The organism is Mycobacterium sp. UM_CSW (assembly GCF_000455205.1).
In the GTDB taxonomy this organism is placed as follows: Bacteria; Actinomycetota; Actinomycetes; order Mycobacteriales; family Mycobacteriaceae; genus Mycobacterium.
Genome location: NZ_AUWQ01000060.1, coordinates 34,291 through 49,206, shown reverse-complemented (window position 1 = coordinate 49,206; position 14,916 = coordinate 34,291). Strand labels below are relative to the sequence as shown.

Genomic DNA, 14,916 nt, shown 5'->3' with positions numbered 1-14,916 from the left:
GGGCGGCTTACGGCCGCCCCACCCTTTGCCCAGGGAGGCGCCCAGGGAGGCGAGGCCCACCATGGAATGGCATCTGAACGGGGAGACGCCCGACGTCGAAAAGGCGTTGGCCGGGGGCGTCCCGCAGCGCGTGGGCTGGTTCCGGTTCTACTTCGCCGACCAGCGCTGGGAGTGGTCGGACCAGGTGCAGCGGATGCACGGCTACGAACCCGGCAGCGTCACCCCGACCACCGACCTGGTACTCGCGCACAAGCACCCCGACGACCGCGGGCAGGTCGCGGCCACGATCGACCAGATCCTGAACACGCATGGGGCGTTCAGCACCCGCCACCGCATCATCGACACCGCCGGCCACGTGCGCCACATCATCGTCGTCGGTGATCAGCTCGTCGACGACCAAGGTGAGGTGATCGGGACGCACGGGTTCTATGTCGACGCTTCCCCCGAAAGCGCCCAGGAGGATCTCGTCACCGCGCGGCTGGCGGAGATCAAGGAGAATCGCGCCGGCATCGAACAGGCCAAGGGCATGCTGATGCTGGTCTACCGAATCAGCGACGACGCCGCGTTCAACCTACTCAAATGGCTGTCCCAGGAGGCGAACGTCAAGCTGCGGCTGCTGGCCGAGCAGATCATCGAAGACTTCCCTGCCGCCGGCCTGGGGCTCAACACGCAGGAATTCGACCATCTCCTGCTGACCGCGCACCAGCGCATCCGCCGCGAAGACGGCCGACCCGTCAAGCGTTGACCGAGTCGCGGGCGGCCTGCACCAGCTGCGCGACCCCCTTCTCGATCCCGGCGGCGAGCGCCTCGATGTCGGGCGCGGTGTCGTAGTCGGCGGTGATGCCGAAGATGAACGCGTCGGCGTAGCTGAGCATCGCGATGCCGGTGCGCAATTGCAGCGCGATCGGCGGGATCGGGAAGATCTCCAGCACCCGCCGGCCCATCAGCTTCTGCTGTTTGCGTGGACCCGGAACGTTCGTCGCCAGTGCGACCACCGCCCGCTGGGGAAGCCGCGCCAATAGGCGAATCGCCCACGCGGAGAAGACAAATGGGACGTTCTTGGCGGCCGCCACCACCGCGCTGCCGCCCTCGCGCTGGCCGCTGGCTTTGGCCCGGGTGAGCCGGCCGTGCACCAGCCGCAGCTGCTCGACCGGGTCGCCCTCGTCGACGGGCAGCAACGGCAGCATCGCCGAGACCTGGTTGTCGGCCACGTCGAAGTGGTTCGTCGGGCGGACGGAGACCGGGACGAGCGTGCGCAACGAGTTGCGTGCCGGCTGTTCGCCGCGATCGATCAGCATCTTGCGGTAGCTGTCGGTGATGGCCGCCAGCGCCACGTCGTTGAGGGTCACGCCGAACGCCGCGGCCACCTCCTGCAGATCGGCCAGGCGGACCCGGGCCACGCTGAACCGGCGCATGCTCGTGACGGGCCCGTTCAGCGACGATGCCGGCGCGGGGCTGAACAGGCCGGCCGTCAGTTCGGCCGCGCCCACCGCGACCTGTTCGGCGGTCGCCGCCGCGGCGAGCGCGCTTCGCCCGAGGCCGTTCACCCAGCTCAGCGGGTTGAGGCTGAACCTGGGCAGGCTCGGCCCCGGCCGCTCCGGTTCCCTGGCGGCGCGGATGTCGGTGGCGAAGGATTCGCGTTCGTCCCGGTCGTCGCTGAACCTCGCCAGCATCTGCGTCGTCGCGATGCCGTCGGCGATGCAGTGGTGGATCTTGGTCAGCACGGCCCAGCGGTCGTCGGCCAGCCCCTCGATCAGGTAGCACTCCCACAAGGGGCGCTCGCGATCGAGCCGGCGCTCCATCACGGCCGCGATGGTCTCGAACAGTTCGGCGTCGCCGCCTGGGTGCGGGAGCGCGAGCCGGTGCAGGTGGCGCGCGATGTCGAAGTGCGGGTCGTCCACCCATTCGGGTGCGCCGAGATCCAGCGGGTGCGTCCGCAGCACCTGCGTGCATCGCGGAATGTCCGGAACGCGTTTGGCGAAGGCGGCGACGAACTCGTCGAAGTCGGGAACGGGACCCTCGATGATCGACACGCCCCCGACCGCCAGGCTCACGTGCGGATCGGAGTCTTCGACTTCGAGGAAGGTGGCATCGAGGGCGGTCAGTTGCTCCATTTGGCTACTTTCCGCCCTACGCGCCGCCGGAGTCAGAGTCAGAAGTCCCCAACTTTCGGGGCCTAATGCCGGCTGTGCCGCGCCAAATGCGGCCATATCGTGAGGCCCATGAGCAGGTTCAACTACGTTCGCTTCTTCGAAGAGATCGGCATCGACGACGTGCCGCTGGTCGGCGGCAAGAACGCCTCGCTCGGCGAGATGTTCCAGAAGCTCTCCGGGCAGGGCGTGCGCGTCCCGCACGGGTTCGCCACCACCTCGGCCGGCTACCGACACATGTTGGACCGCGCCGGCGCCTGGGACGCGCTGCACGCCGAGCTCGACGACCTCGACCCCGACGACGTCGCCGAGTTGGCGCGCCGGGGCAAGCGGGCCCGTGAGATCGTCTACGGCGCAGGGCTTCCCGACGACCTAGCCGCCGAGATCGTGGCCGCCTACCGCATGCTTCAGCAGGAGTACGGCGAGGACGTCAGCCTGGCGGTGCGAAGCTCGGCGACCGCCGAGGACCTGCCGACGGCCAGCTTCGCCGGCCAGCAGGAGACCTTCCTCAACATCACCGGCGCCGAGAGCCTGCTCGATGCGTGCCGCCGCTGCTTCGCCAGCCTGTTCACCGACCGGGCCATCCACTACCGTATCGACCAGGGCTTTGACCATTTCAAGGTCTCGCTGTCGATCGGCATCATGAAGATGGTGCGCTCCGACCTCGCCTCGTCGGGCGTGATGTTCACCATCGACACCGAATCCGGCTTCAATGACGTCGTTTTCGTCACCGGCGCCTACGGGTTGGGCGAGAACGTGGTCCAAGGGGCCGTCGACCCCGACGAGTTCTACGTCCACAAGCCGACCTATCAGGCCGGCCACCGCGCCGTGCTGCGCCGCCTGATCGGCGACAAGGCGGTGAAGATGGTCTTCGTCGAGGGCGGGACCAAGCAGACCACCCGCAACATCCCGACGCCGAAGGCCGACCGCGGCCGGTTCTGCGTCACCGACGACGACGTCCTCGAGCTGGCCGGCTATGCCTGCACCATCGAGCGGCACTACGGGCGGCCGATGGACATCGAGTGGGCCAAGGACGGTCTCGACGGGCAGCTCTACATCGTCCAGGCCCGCCCCGAAACGGCGGCGTCCCAGCGCAGTTCGACGACGGTGGAGACCTATGTGCTCGAGGGAAGGGGCGAGATACTCACCGAGGGCCGCTCCGTCGGCGAGAAGGTCGCGTCGGGTAGGGCGAAACTGATCGACAACCTCGAGCACCTCTCCGACTTCCAGCCCGGCCAGGTTCTCGTCGCCGACACCACCACGCCGGACTGGGAGCCGGTCATGAAGATCGCCGCCGCGATCGTGACCAACCGCGGCGGGCGCACCTGCCACGCCGCGATCATCGCGCGCGAACTGGGCATCCCGGCCGTGGTCGGCGCGGGCGACGCCACCACGAGCGTCCCGAACGGCGAGGTCGTCACGGTGTCCTGCGTCGAGGGCGATACCGGGCGGGTATACCGCGGCGAGGTGGGTTTCCACGTCGACCGCACCGAAGTGGCCGGCCTGCCGCGGCCGCGGACCCAGATCATGGTCAACCTCGGCAACCCCGACCTCGCGTTCAAGACGTCGTTCTTACCGAATGATGGTGTGGGACTTGCCCGGATGGAGTTCATCGTCAGCGAATACATCAAGGTCCATCCGCTGGCCCTGCTGCACCCCGAAAAGGTCGGCGACGCCGAGGCGTTGCGCACCATTGAACGGCTCACCCGCGGCTACCCCGACGGCGGCGCATTCTTCGTGGAGCGCCTCTCCGAGGGAATCGGCACCATCGCGGCCGCCTTCTGGCCGAAGCCCGTCGTGGTCCGGATGTCGGACTTCAAGACGAACGAATACGCCAGCCTGATCGGGGGCAGCGCGTTCGAGCCGGTCGAGAGCAACCCGATGATCGGGTTCCGCGGCGCCTCACGCTACGCCCACCCCGCCTACGCCGAGGGCTTCGCGCTGGAATGCCGCGCGATGAAACGCGTCCGCGAGGACATGGGCCTGACCAACGTCATCATCATGCTCCCGTTCGTGCGCCGGGTGACCGAGGCGGACCTGGTGCTGCAGACCATGGCCGACCTCGGCCTGCAGCGCGGCCAGAACGGCCTCCAGGTGTACGCGATGTGTGAGATCCCGAACAACGTGATCCTGCTCGATCAGTTCGCCAAACGCTTCGACGGCTTCTCCATCGGCTCGAACGACCTGACCCAGCTCACCCTCGGCGTCGACCGCGACAGCGAGATCGTGGCCTTCGACTACGACGAGCGCGACGAGGGCGTCAAGGAGATGATCCGCCTGGCCGTGGAAGGCTGCCGCCGCAACGGGATTCATTCGGGGCTGTGCGGGCAGGCGCCGTCCGACTACCCGGACATGGCGGAGTTCCTGGTCCGCGCCGGCATCGACTCGATCAGCCTGAACCCCGACGTGGTCGTCAAGACCACCCGCCAGATTCTCGAGCTGGAGCGCCAAGCGGTGCCGCTGCAGTGACTTTTCGCTGAGGTCTGCCCGTCTCGATCCTCGGCCGGGCGTCACGCTGGCGTGACTCTCGAGCTCGAGCGTCACGCTGGCGTGACGCTCGAGTCACTTCGACGACGGCGGCTGGCGATACAGCGCAGCACCGGCGGTGACGCCCGCGCCGGCGGCGACGAACAGCACCCGGGCACCCACCGGGAAGTTTTCGGCGGCCGGTTCGAACGCGGCGGCCAGGGCGGCGGTGTGCATGCGGTGATCGGCTGCGACGCAGACCTTTTCGCGCGGCACCTCGAGCAGACGGCTCAGTGCCGCGCGGTACTCGGGCCGGGCCGGGGCGGCGACGATCAGGTCGACGTCGTCCAACCCAATGGCTTGCGCGTCCAGGCACGCGCGCACGGCCGCGGCGGCCGCCGCGGCGAACCGCTCGTCCATGTCTGCCGAGTGATTGAACCGCAGCACATTTCGCGCGTCGGCGAATCCGACCGTCGCCGAGAAGGCCTCGGTGTCGTCCGTGTTCACCCAGGACACCCGGCTCAGCCCGTAGTCGTCGTCGGTCCAGTGGCACAGCAGGGCCGCACCGGCGGCCGAGAACGGAAAGTGCTCGCTCATCCCGTGACCCGGGTCGGCATCACTGGCCACGACGAGCGCGCGGTTGATGCTGCGTGACCGCAAGAAGCCGTCGACGATCTGCAGTCCGGTCAGGACCCCGCAGGCCCCGTTGGCGATGTCGAACGAGAAGGTGCCGTGCGCTCCGGCGTGCGGATCCTCCGGATTGGCCCCGATGTCGTCCTGAATCAGCGCGGCCAGCGCCGGCTCCCCCAGGTTGCGATCCCGGTAAATCCCGGCGTTGACAACCAGATCCAGCTCGTCGGGATCGCACCCGGCCTGGTGCAGGCAGTCCTTGGCGGCGATCACCGCGAGGTGCAGCGCGCTGTGGCGACCACGCAGGTGCGGGTGTGCGACGTCTACTCGATCAATGACCGTGCCCATAGCGATTCACCAAATCCTCATCCAGGGTGAGCAGGACGACGCCGATCTCCAATCCGGAGGCCAGCGCGAGCAACGCGACCCGCTCGCCGGGCCGGATGTTGCCGGCCTCGAGTTCCTCGACGAGCGCCACGGTGTGGGTCGTCGACGCCGTGTTGCCGTACCGGTCGACGGTGATCACCGCGTCGTGGCGCGGGCTGTCGCCAAATGCCTCCGACATCCGCTTCATTCCCTTGCGGATGGCCCGCGCCGAGGTCTGGTGGGTGATCACGTGGTCGATGTCGTGAATCGAAAGGCCCACCGCGTCAAGCACTTCGCTCAACAGCAGCGGGGTGTTGGCGATCGCGGCCTTCTGGATGGCACGGGAGTTGGTGAACATCCGCGCGCCCGGGTCGTGTCCCTCCGGATAGGCCAGGCACAGCCTGCTGTAGTCGGCCACGGTGGTGAACCCGGCCAGACCGATGCCCGCGGAGCCCGCTGGGGCCCGTTCGAGCAGGAGCGCCGCGCCGGCGTCGCCCAGGGTCAGGCAGGCGAGTTCCTTGCTCATGATGTTGCGGATGTGGCGGGCGGCGTTGTGGCTCAACTGTGAGATGTACTCACCGCTGACGACCAGCCCACGCTCGACGATGCCCTGCCGGATCCAGTTGTTCAAAATTGTTACTCCGGTGAGCATCCCGGCGCACGCGTTGGACACGTCGAAGGTCATCGCCTGGGGCGCACCGATCGCGCGGGCCACGGCGCTGCTCATCGTCGGCTCGAGCCACTGGGTGAGGCCGCTGCGGAATTTCGTGATGCTGCAGCTGATCACCACGTCGAGCGCGGCGGGGTCCTGGCGCGCGGTGGCCAGCGCGTTCAGCGCCGCCGACGTGGCCAGGCTGTAGGAATCCTCGTCGCCCACCGATACCCGGCGCTCGCGGATCCCGGTGAGCCGTTCCAGGTCGATGTGGGTGCGGTGGCGGGTGGTCGCCATCAATTCGTCGGTGGTGAGCCGGGTTTCGGGCAGCTGCCGCCCGGCGCCGGCCAGCCGGGCGACGAACGGCGCCGCAACGCCCTCCCCGGGGGTCTCCATCACAAGCCAGTGCCGAGCCATCGGCGCCACCTCCTTTCAGTCCCCTCGCGGGTCACTGCGAAACTTGAGGACCTCGGTCACCAGCCGCCGCGCGGTGGGCTCGACGTGGTAACCGTTCGGCGCCGGCCGGCCGACCCGGATCAGCAGCTGCGGCTGGCCGGCGGTTCCGGTGATCTGCGTGATGATGTTTCGGCTCATCGACATCTCGGTCATGTGGGTCAGCGTGCAGGTGGCCAGGCCGGCCATGGTGCACTCGAGCAACACCGCCGACAGGGCCTCGCCGCAGCGCAAGACGTCCAGCCGGGCGTCCCCGTGCTGGGTGGACAGCACCACGATCTTCGAGTGGTCGCGATCGACGGCGTCGCCCCGGTGGCCCCCGCCCGCCGGCGGGAAGGTCCGCGCCACGTCGACCTGGGCGGCCTCCGTGCTGGACACCAGGGAGCTTTCCGGCACGTGGGTGGCGTCCGACTCGAACGGCGAGGTCCACCAGCGTAATTCGGACAGGTAGGCGGCGTCGTGGCGCCGCAGTTGCTCGGTGAGCGCCGACGCCTCCGCCAGCGTCGGCCGCGCATCCTCGGGCACCACGTCGAGCAGGACGTCGTGCGGATGGACCGCGAGGCGCAGCTGCGCCTCCACCACCGCCCAACCGGCGGGCGCGGCGAACGGCAGCCGGTCGGTGCGGCGATGACGGATCGCGTCGGCGCGCAGCTGTTGCGCCTCCGTCACGCCGTCGGCGGGCCGGAACTCGACGGTGGCCAGGTGATTCGGCTCGGAGGGATCCGGGAGGCGCTCGGTAGCGCTGTCCCAGCCGGCGGCAGCCATCGCGACCCGGAGGTGATCGAGGACCGCGCCGCAGCTCAACGTCAGCTCCCGGCCGGTGCGGTCGGTGGCGGACATTAGCCGACGGGAGTCGGCCCACAGCTGCAGCCGCGCACCCTCGACCACCCACCGCCAGGGCTGACTGTTATGCAGCGAAGGCGCCCGGCTCGCCAGCATCACGGCGTCGCGGATGACTTCGGAATCCGGCGCTTTCAGCAGCATCTCAACCACTCCACTCAAGTCTCTCGAACTGACCATAGGGACGTGGCACACATCGCTGACAGGGCCGTTGGTCCCCTACGACCGGGGCGTTCGACTCCTGGGACCGGAACCTAAACCGTTTGGCGCCAGGCGTCGACGGCCTGGCGCGCCGAGTCCTCGACGGCCCCGGAGGTGTCGATGCGGTGCGCGGTCTCCCAGCCGGCGCGCTCGGCGGCCATCGCCGCGGCGATCTGCGGGGTCACCTCGGAATTGCCCGGCCGCCGGGTGGTGATCCGCCCGGCAGCCGTGTCGACCGTCGACGAGCACATGAGTTCTACCGTCGCCGAGTGCGTTTCGGACGCGAGGCGGTTGGCCCGCGCCCGCAGCTCCGGGTTCCGCCAGGTGCCGTCGAGGATCACCGATTGCCCCTCGCCCAGCAGCGACCGCGCCCGCCGTAGGGCGGTCTCGTACACGACCGCGACGTTGTCCGGGCTGTAGAGCCCCCGATCCAGGACGCCGGAGTCGCCCGCGACGGTGCCGGAGTCCCGCAGTTCCCGGCGGACGTCGTCGGTCGAGATGACCTGGGCCCCAGTCTGTTCGGCGAGCGCGCGGGCGACGGTGGACTTGCCGGTGCCGGGGTTTCCGCCGACCAGGGCCAGGCGTACCGCGCCGCTGCGGAGATGCTCGTCGGCGATCGCGAGGTGCCGGGCGGCGTCGTCGGCGGCCTCCGGCTTGCCCTGGGACAGTCGCACGCAGTCGGTCTTCGCCCGCACGACCGCGCGGTAGGCGACATAGAAGTGCGCGAGCGCCCGGGGCGCCTCCCGCGCCGCGTGCGCGGCATAGCGTTGCAGGAAGTGCTTGCCGAGGTCCTTGCGGCCGAGGAACTCGAGGTCCATGGCGAGGAAGGCGGCGTCGTCGACGCAGTCGACGTAGCGAAGTTTGTCGTCGAACTCCAGGCAATCGAGCAGCGCCGGTTCGTCCTGGCCGCAGAAGATGTCGTCGGCGAGCAGATCGCCGTGGCCGTCGATGATCAGCCCGTCCTCGACGCGGCGCCGGAACAGGGGTTCGCGGCCGGCGATGAATTCGGTTGCGAGCCGCCGGATTCGCGACAGCGTCGCGCTGGACACCGTGTCCGTGTAGCGGTCCAGTTCCACCAGGTTGTCGCGCCAGCGCTTCTCGATCGCGGCCGCCTCGCCCTGCGCGTCGATCGCCGGGCCGCGCTCGGCGCGCTCGTGGAAGCGGGCCAGCACCGCGGCGATGGTGTCCAGCAGCCCTCGCACCGAGCCGTCGGTGTCGCGGCGCGCGATGGACGCCAGCCGGTCCTCGTCGCGGTAGCGACGCATGATGACGATCGGTTCGGCCGGGCCGCCGCCCGGGTCGGACAGCTGGGCGACCCCGAGGTAGCTGTCCGGCGACAGCCGGCGGTTCAGCTCGACCTCGCGGCGGCACGCGAGCTCGCGCCGCTCCGGCGTGCGAAAGTCGAGAAAGTCGGTCAGCACCGGCTTCTTGGCCTTGAATGCCCGATCGCCCGCGAGCACGACCACGCCCGTGTGGGTTTCGTGCACATCGATATAGGGCGCTCGGGTCTCGGTCACCGCCTAAGCCTCGCCGCCGCGGACGCCCGTGCCAAGCCTTAGGTGGGGCGCGCGACGATCACCGGCATCCGGACGGAGTGCACGACGGCGTTGCTGACGGAACCGAGCAGCGTGCGGGCGAGGCCGCCCCGGCCGTGGCTGCCGACGACGACCAGTTGGGCGGACTCCGATTTCTCGATCAGCTGGCGGGCCGGCTGATCACACACGAGGAGTCGCCGCACCGTGACGTCCGGATAGCGTTCCTGCCAGCCGGCCAGCCCTTCGGCGAGGCTGCGCTCGGCTTCCGCCTTCACCACCGCCCAATCGAATCCGGGGAGTTCGAGCACCTGAACGTCGCTCCACGCGTGCAGCGCATCCAGGTCCACCCCGCGGCGGGAGGCCTCGTCGAACGCGATGGCCGTCGCGAGCTCGGAGGCGGGCGAGCCGTCGATGCCCAGCAGCACGGGAGCCTGCTGCGGGTGCGGCATCAGCGGGTCTTCGTCCCGCACGACGGCGACCGGGCACTTCGCGTGCCGCACGACGCCCGAACTGACCGAACCCAGCAGCGCCCGGCCCCACGCGCCGCGCCCGTTGCTGCCGACGACGATCATGTCGGCCTCTTCGGACAGGTCGATCAGCGTCGGCACCGGCGGCGAGCACTTCAGTTCGGTGCTTATCGCGACCTGCTGGTCGCCCTTGACGGCGTCTTCGGCGATCTTGACCGCCTGCTCGAGGACCTGCTGTCCGTCCTCCTCCTGCCAAACCGCGACTCCGGCCGGAAGCGGTATCTGCGGGAACGTCGGCACGTACGTGCTGTACATGTGCACCAACGTCAACGGGACGTTCCGCATCGCCGCGTCCCGAGCCGCCCAGCAGACGGCGGCGTTCGATGCGGGCGACCCGTCGACACCGGCGACAATGCCGTGGCGGTTCGTGGGTGTGGACATAGACATCCTGTACCTCCTACGTCTGCTCAAAACGCTATTGGCCGAACGCTCGTCGAACATGAGGCTTTAGTCCCCAAACCCGTGGACATCAGGCCCCGTTGACCCGGGCCGCCAAGTGGCATCGTCACAGAAGTGACCGAATGGGCTGCCACCGTTGATCGGCGCTACCACGATGCGGTAATCCTCGGGCTGGACAGCCTGATCACCGAGGCGGCACCGCGTGCCGTCGAGGCACGCGATTCGGCCGTCCCCCTGCTGCGGCGGCTGCGGGACGCCGGCGTCGCGGCGGCCGTCTACTCGCCCGGCCGCGACTGCGCGGAAGCCCTGCGCGCCGCGGGGATCGACGACCTCGTCGGCCTCGCGGTCGACGGGCCGTCGCCAACCGAAACCGCCCGCCGCCTTGGGGTGCGCGCCGTCCGATGCGCGGTGATCGACCGCGACGAGGCCGGGGTCAAGGCCGCCGGGGACGGGGGCTTCGGCCTCGTCATCGGCGTCCAGCGCAACGGGCACGCCGCCGGGCTGCTGTCCTGTGGCGCCGACGCCGTGGTCGCCGACCTGGCCGAGATCTCGGTGCGCCGCGGCGGCGCGCCCATGTCGCGGATCGCCGATGCGCTGCTCGCCTACGGCCAGGTCAAAGAGCTGGTGGCGAACCGGCGACCCGTGGTCTTCCTCGACTTCGACGGCACGCTGTCCGACATCGTCGATCACCCGGAATCGGCGAAGCTCGTCGACGGTGCCGACAGAGCGTTGCGCGCGCTCGCCGCGCGGTGTCCCGTCGTGGTGATCAGCGGCCGTGACGTCGCTGACGTCCGCGAACGGGTGAAGGTCGACGGCGTGTGGTACGCGGGCGGACACGGCTACGAGGTGATCGCGCCCGACGGCTCGGCGTTGGAGAACGCCGCCGCCGACGTCGCCGACAGCGTGGCGCGCGCCGCCGACCGCTTGACGGAGACGCTGAGAAACGTTCCGGGAATCGCGGTGGAGCGCAAGCGCTTTGCGGTCGCCGTCCATTACCGCAATGCCGAACCGCAGGACGTCGACCGGGCGATCGTGGCGGTTCGCGAGCTTGCCCGCACCGAGGGCCTGCGGATCACCCCCGGCCGCAAGGTCATCCAACTTCGCCCGAACATGGACGGGGACAAGGGCACGACGCTCGGCTGGTTGCTGCAACGCATCGTGGACGGTGACGGCGCGGAACCCGGCGCCGTGCTGCCGATCTACATCGGTGACGACATCACCGACGAGGACGCCTTCGACGCCGTCCAATTCGACGGCGTGGGCATCGTGGTGCGCCACGACGAGGACGGCGATCGCCCGTCCGCGGCGCCGTTCAGCCTCGAAAACCCGACCGCCGTAGCCGAATTCGTCCACCGGCTGGCCCTGGACCTGGAACAGGCGGCGGCGACGCCCGGCGACGCGTGGGAACTCGTCTACGAGGGCTACGACCCGAAGTACGAGCGGCTGCGCGAGGCGCTGTGCACCGTGGGGAACGGTTACCTGGCCACCCGGGGTTGCGCATCCGAGGCGGCGGCTTCTGACGCCCATTACCCGGGCACCTATGCCACCGGGGTGTACAACACGCTGACCGACCGGGTCGCCGGCCGGACGATCGAGAATGAGAGCCTGGTCAACCTGCCCAACTGGTTGCCGCTGACGTTCCGGATCGACGGCGGGGCGTGGTTTTCCGCCGACGACACCGAATTGTTGTTCTTTCGGCAGACATTCGACCTGCGCGACGCGACGCTGAGCCGCAGTCTGCGATTTCGCGACGGCTCGGGCCGGATCACGACGCTGACCCAGCAGCGTTTCGCCTCCATGCACCAGCCGCACCTGCTCGCCATGAAGACCACCGTCGGCGCCGAGAACTGGTCGGGCACGGTCGAGTTCAGGTCGCTGCTGGATGCGAGCGTGCAAAATACGATGGTCGAGCGCTACCGGTCGTTGTCCGGCGCGCACCTCACCGCGACGGCGATCGAGGAAACCGGTTCCGACTCAACGGTATTGCGGACCGAGACCTCGCAGTCGCGGATCGCGATCGCCGTCGCGGCGCGTACCACCGTGTGGCGCGACGACGTCCCCGATGTGCGCGCCGACGCGCGCTACGCCGTCGTCACCGACGGCGACCGGGGCGGTCACGACATCGCGGTCACGCTGTCGGAGGGGCAGTCCGTGACGTGCGAGAAGGTGGCGACCGTCTTCACCGGCCGGGACACCGCCATATCCGAACCGGTCAGTGCCGCACAGCAATACCTCGACGCCGCCGGCCGCTACGCCGACCTTCACCAGCAGCACACCCGGGCCTGGGCGCGCCTGTGGGAGCAGTGCGACGTGGGCCTCACCGACAGCACGCCGGCGCTGCGGGTGCTCCGGCTGCATCTGGTGCACCTGCTGCAGACCCTTTCGCCGCACACCGCCGAACTGGACGCCGGGGTTCCCGCGCGCGGGCTGCACGGCGAGGCCTACCGCGGCCATGTGTTCTGGGACTCGCTGTTCGTCTCGCCGGTCCTGAGCCTGCGCCTGCCGAACGTGTCCCGGTCGCTGCTGCTGTATCGCTACCGGCGGCTTCCCGAGGCGCGCCGTGCCGCGCGCCGGGCCGGCTATCTCGGCGCGATGTACCCGTGGCAATCGGGCAGCGACGGCCGCGAGGTGAGCCAGGAGGTGCACCTGAATCCTCAATCGGGCCACTGGAATCCGGACGCCAGCGCCCGCGCGCACCACGTCGGCCTCGCGGTCGCCTACAACGCCTGGCAGCACTACCAGGTGACCGGTGACCGCCAATTCCTGATCGACTACGGCACCGAGATGCTGGTCGAGATCGCGCGCTTCTGGGTGGGCCTGGCGAGTTTCGACGACACCCGCGGCCGCTACACGATCCGGGCAATCATCGGCCCCGACGAGTTCCATTCCGGTTATCCGGGCAAGGAATACGACGGCGTCGACAACAACGCGTACACCAACGTGATGGCGGTCTGGGTGATCCTGCGGGCAATGGACGCGCTGGAGCTGCTGCCGCTGCGCGACAGGCTCGATCTGGTCGGCAAGGTCGGCCTGACGACCGAGGAGCTGGACCGGTGGGATGACGTGACACGGCGCATGTTCGTCCCCTTCCACGACGACGTGATCAGCCAGTTCGAAGGCTATTCGGAACTGGCCGAACTGGATTGGGAGCACTACCGGCAGCGATACGGCAACATCCAGCGGCTCGACCGGATCCTGGAGGCCGAGGACGACAGCGTCAACAACTACAAGGCCTCCAAGCAGGCCGACGCGCTGATGCTGTTCTACCTGCTGTCGTCGGAGGAGTTGCTGGGCCTGTTCGGCCGGCTCGGCTACCGTTTCGAGCCCGAGCAGATCCCGAAGACCATCGAGTACTACCTGTCGCGAACCTCGGATGGCTCCACGCTCAGCGCGATCGTGCACTCCTGGGTCCTCACCCGCGCCAACCGCCACCACGCCATGCGGTACTTCGTCCAGGTGCTGGGTTCCGACGTCGCCGACATCCAGGGCGGCACCACCGCGGAAGGGATACACCTGGCCGCGATGGCCGGCAGCTTCGATCTGGTGCAGCGGTGTTTCACCGGGCTGGAAACGCGCGACGACCGCCTGGTGCTCGGCCCGCACTGGCCCGCGGCGCTCGGCGCAATCGAGTTCCCCTTCGTGTACCGCGGTCACCGGCTGCACCTCCGGATCAGCGGACGGACAGGGGATCTGACCTCCGAGGCCGGCAACGCCGGTCCGATCGTGGTCGAATGCCGCGGCCGCGTGCAGCATCTCCTGCCCGGGCAGAGCATCGAGGTCGCCTGAAGCCCTAATGCCCAGGGATGTGGGTCGAACGGCCCTGCCGACACGCCCGCCTCCCTTAATAACGTCTGCGAATGGCGGCCCCGCCGCCGGATCGGGAGGTCGTGATGAACAATCCGCCGTCATCGGAGCGGATCGTCGTGGGCATCGACGGGTCGGACGCGGCGATCAACGCGGCGAAGTGGGCGATCACCGAGGCGGTCAGCCGCAACGTGCCGCTGCGGCTGGTCCAAGCGGTCCCTGGCGACGTCGGGAACGACGCAAGCCTGGAGGTCGAGTACGCCCAGGAGTCCCTGCGCGCCGCCGACGCGGCGCTTGCGGCCATGGGTGAGCCGGTCAAAGTCGAATGCGACATCGTGAGCGGATCGCCGGAGGGCGTCCTGATTGACGAATCCCGCAGTGCTGCAATGGTTTGCGTGGGATCCGCGGGGATCGGGTGGGTCGCACGCAAGATACTCGGCTCGACCGCCGACACCGTCGCCCGGAAAGCGCATTGCCCAGTGGCGATTGTCCGCAACAACGGCGATGCCGCGGCGAAGGATTGCGGGTACATCGCCGTTGTCGTCGACGATTCACCGGGCAATGACGCTGTGCTCGAACACGGCTTCCGGGCGGCGCGGCTGCGCGGGGCGTCGATCCTGGCGCTCGGAACCTGGCGGCGGGGGTTGGGCGAGATCCCCTACGAGCAGCTTGAGCCCCGGCTTCGCAAGTGGGTATCGCGGTATCGCGAGGTGCACGTCATGCCGGCCGCCGCCAGGCGCGGGGCCGCCGAATTCCTCACCCACACACAGGAATCCGTGGATCTCGCGGTGGTGGGCAGCGAGGACGCCGACAAGGTCGCCCAGATCATCGGCCCATCGGATCAATCCCCGCTCGGCCGCACCGGATGCTCAGTGCTGGTGGTGCGCGACTGA

General features: G+C 69.1%; 10 protein-coding genes. 4 read left to right on the top strand and 6 right to left on the bottom strand.

Annotated elements, in window-relative coordinates:
• Nucleotides 1-61 precede the first annotated feature (61 nt).
• Nucleotides 62-745: a PAS and ANTAR domain-containing protein gene (locus N415_RS20480; protein WP_068186070.1), complete on the top strand. Its 684-nt coding sequence runs from the start codon at nt 62-64 to the stop codon at nt 743-745.
• On the opposite strand, the gene N415_RS20475 is transcribed toward N415_RS20480, so the two are convergent.
• A complete protein-coding gene (locus N415_RS20475) occupies nt 735-2,114 on the bottom strand; it encodes a wax ester/triacylglycerol synthase family O-acyltransferase (protein WP_068186065.1) in 1,380 nt (459 codons plus the stop codon). The two genes, N415_RS20480 and N415_RS20475, sit on opposite strands and share 11 nt — an antisense overlap.
• Before the next feature lie 108 nt (nt 2,115-2,222).
• Here N415_RS20475 and ppsA point away from each other — a divergent pair, with 108 nt between their 5' ends.
• Nucleotides 2,223-4,619, top strand: coding sequence for a phosphoenolpyruvate synthase (gene ppsA / locus N415_RS20470; RefSeq protein ID WP_068186062.1), 2,397 nt, complete (start codon nt 2,223-2,225; stop codon nt 4,617-4,619).
• A gap of 93 nt (nt 4,620-4,712) precedes the next feature.
• Here the strand turns inward: ppsA and N415_RS20465 are convergent, their stop codons facing one another.
• The 5 genes from N415_RS20465 to N415_RS20445 form a co-directional block, all read right to left on the bottom strand.
• Nucleotides 4,713-5,594 carry a 3-oxoacyl-[acyl-carrier-protein] synthase III C-terminal domain-containing protein gene (locus N415_RS20465; protein WP_068186059.1) on the bottom strand — a complete coding sequence of 294 codons (882 nt, stop codon included), beginning with the start codon at nt 5,592-5,594 and terminating at the stop codon, nt 4,713-4,715.
• Nucleotides 5,578-6,681 (bottom strand): 3-oxoacyl-[acyl-carrier-protein] synthase III C-terminal domain-containing protein, encoded by a 1,104-nt coding sequence (locus N415_RS20460; RefSeq protein ID WP_068186135.1) that lies wholly within the window; start codon nt 6,679-6,681, stop codon nt 5,578-5,580. The genes N415_RS20465 and N415_RS20460 overlap by 17 nt, the downstream gene beginning before the upstream one ends.
• A gap of 15 nt (nt 6,682-6,696) precedes the next feature.
• Complete coding sequence (locus N415_RS20455; RefSeq protein WP_068186055.1) at nt 6,697-7,701, bottom strand: NAD(P)H nitroreductase; 1,005 nt, start codon at nt 7,699-7,701, stop codon at nt 6,697-6,699.
• A gap of 110 nt (nt 7,702-7,811) precedes the next feature.
• The gene (locus N415_RS20450; protein ID WP_239645637.1) at nt 7,812-9,275 is read right to left on the bottom strand and encodes a bifunctional aminoglycoside phosphotransferase/ATP-binding protein; all 1,464 of its coding nucleotides are present in this window, start codon (nt 9,273-9,275) and stop codon (nt 7,812-7,814) included.
• Between the two features lie 38 nt (nt 9,276-9,313).
• Nucleotides 9,314-10,201, bottom strand: a complete 888-nt coding sequence (locus N415_RS20445) for a universal stress protein (RefSeq protein WP_068186049.1) — start codon at nt 10,199-10,201, stop codon at nt 9,314-9,316.
• 132 nt (nt 10,202-10,333) lie between these two features.
• On the opposite strand from N415_RS20445, the gene otsB reads away from it, so the two are divergent.
• Nucleotides 10,334-14,005 (top strand): trehalose-phosphatase, encoded by a 3,672-nt coding sequence (gene otsB / locus N415_RS20440; RefSeq protein WP_068186046.1) that lies wholly within the window; start codon nt 10,334-10,336, stop codon nt 14,003-14,005.
• A gap of 71 nt (nt 14,006-14,076) precedes the next feature.
• Nucleotides 14,077-14,916, top strand: a complete 840-nt coding sequence (locus N415_RS20435) for a universal stress protein (RefSeq protein WP_239645636.1) — start codon at nt 14,077-14,079, stop codon at nt 14,914-14,916.

What these genes read in the sequence shown, in the direction of transcription:
- N415_RS20480 (WP_068186070.1), top strand. Translation starts at nt 62, where the DNA reads ATGGAATGGCATCTGAACGGGGAGACGCCCGACGTCGAAAAGGCGTTG.
- N415_RS20475 (WP_068186065.1), bottom strand. Translation starts at nt 2,114, where the DNA reads ATGGAGCAACTGACCGCCCTCGATGCCACCTTCCTCGAAGTCGAAGAC.
- ppsA (WP_068186062.1), top strand. Translation starts at nt 2,223, where the DNA reads ATGAGCAGGTTCAACTACGTTCGCTTCTTCGAAGAGATCGGCATCGAC.
- N415_RS20465 (WP_068186059.1), bottom strand. Translation starts at nt 5,594, where the DNA reads ATGGGCACGGTCATTGATCGAGTAGACGTCGCACACCCGCACCTGCGT.
- N415_RS20460 (WP_068186135.1), bottom strand. Translation starts at nt 6,681, where the DNA reads ATGGCTCGGCACTGGCTTGTGATGGAGACCCCCGGGGAGGGCGTTGCG.
- N415_RS20455 (WP_068186055.1), bottom strand. Translation starts at nt 7,701, where the DNA reads ATGCTGCTGAAAGCGCCGGATTCCGAAGTCATCCGCGACGCCGTGATG.
- N415_RS20445 (WP_068186049.1), bottom strand. Translation starts at nt 10,201, where the DNA reads ATGTCCACACCCACGAACCGCCACGGCATTGTCGCCGGTGTCGACGGG.
- N415_RS20435 (WP_239645636.1), top strand. Translation starts at nt 14,077, where the DNA reads ATGGCGGCCCCGCCGCCGGATCGGGAGGTCGTGATGAACAATCCGCCG.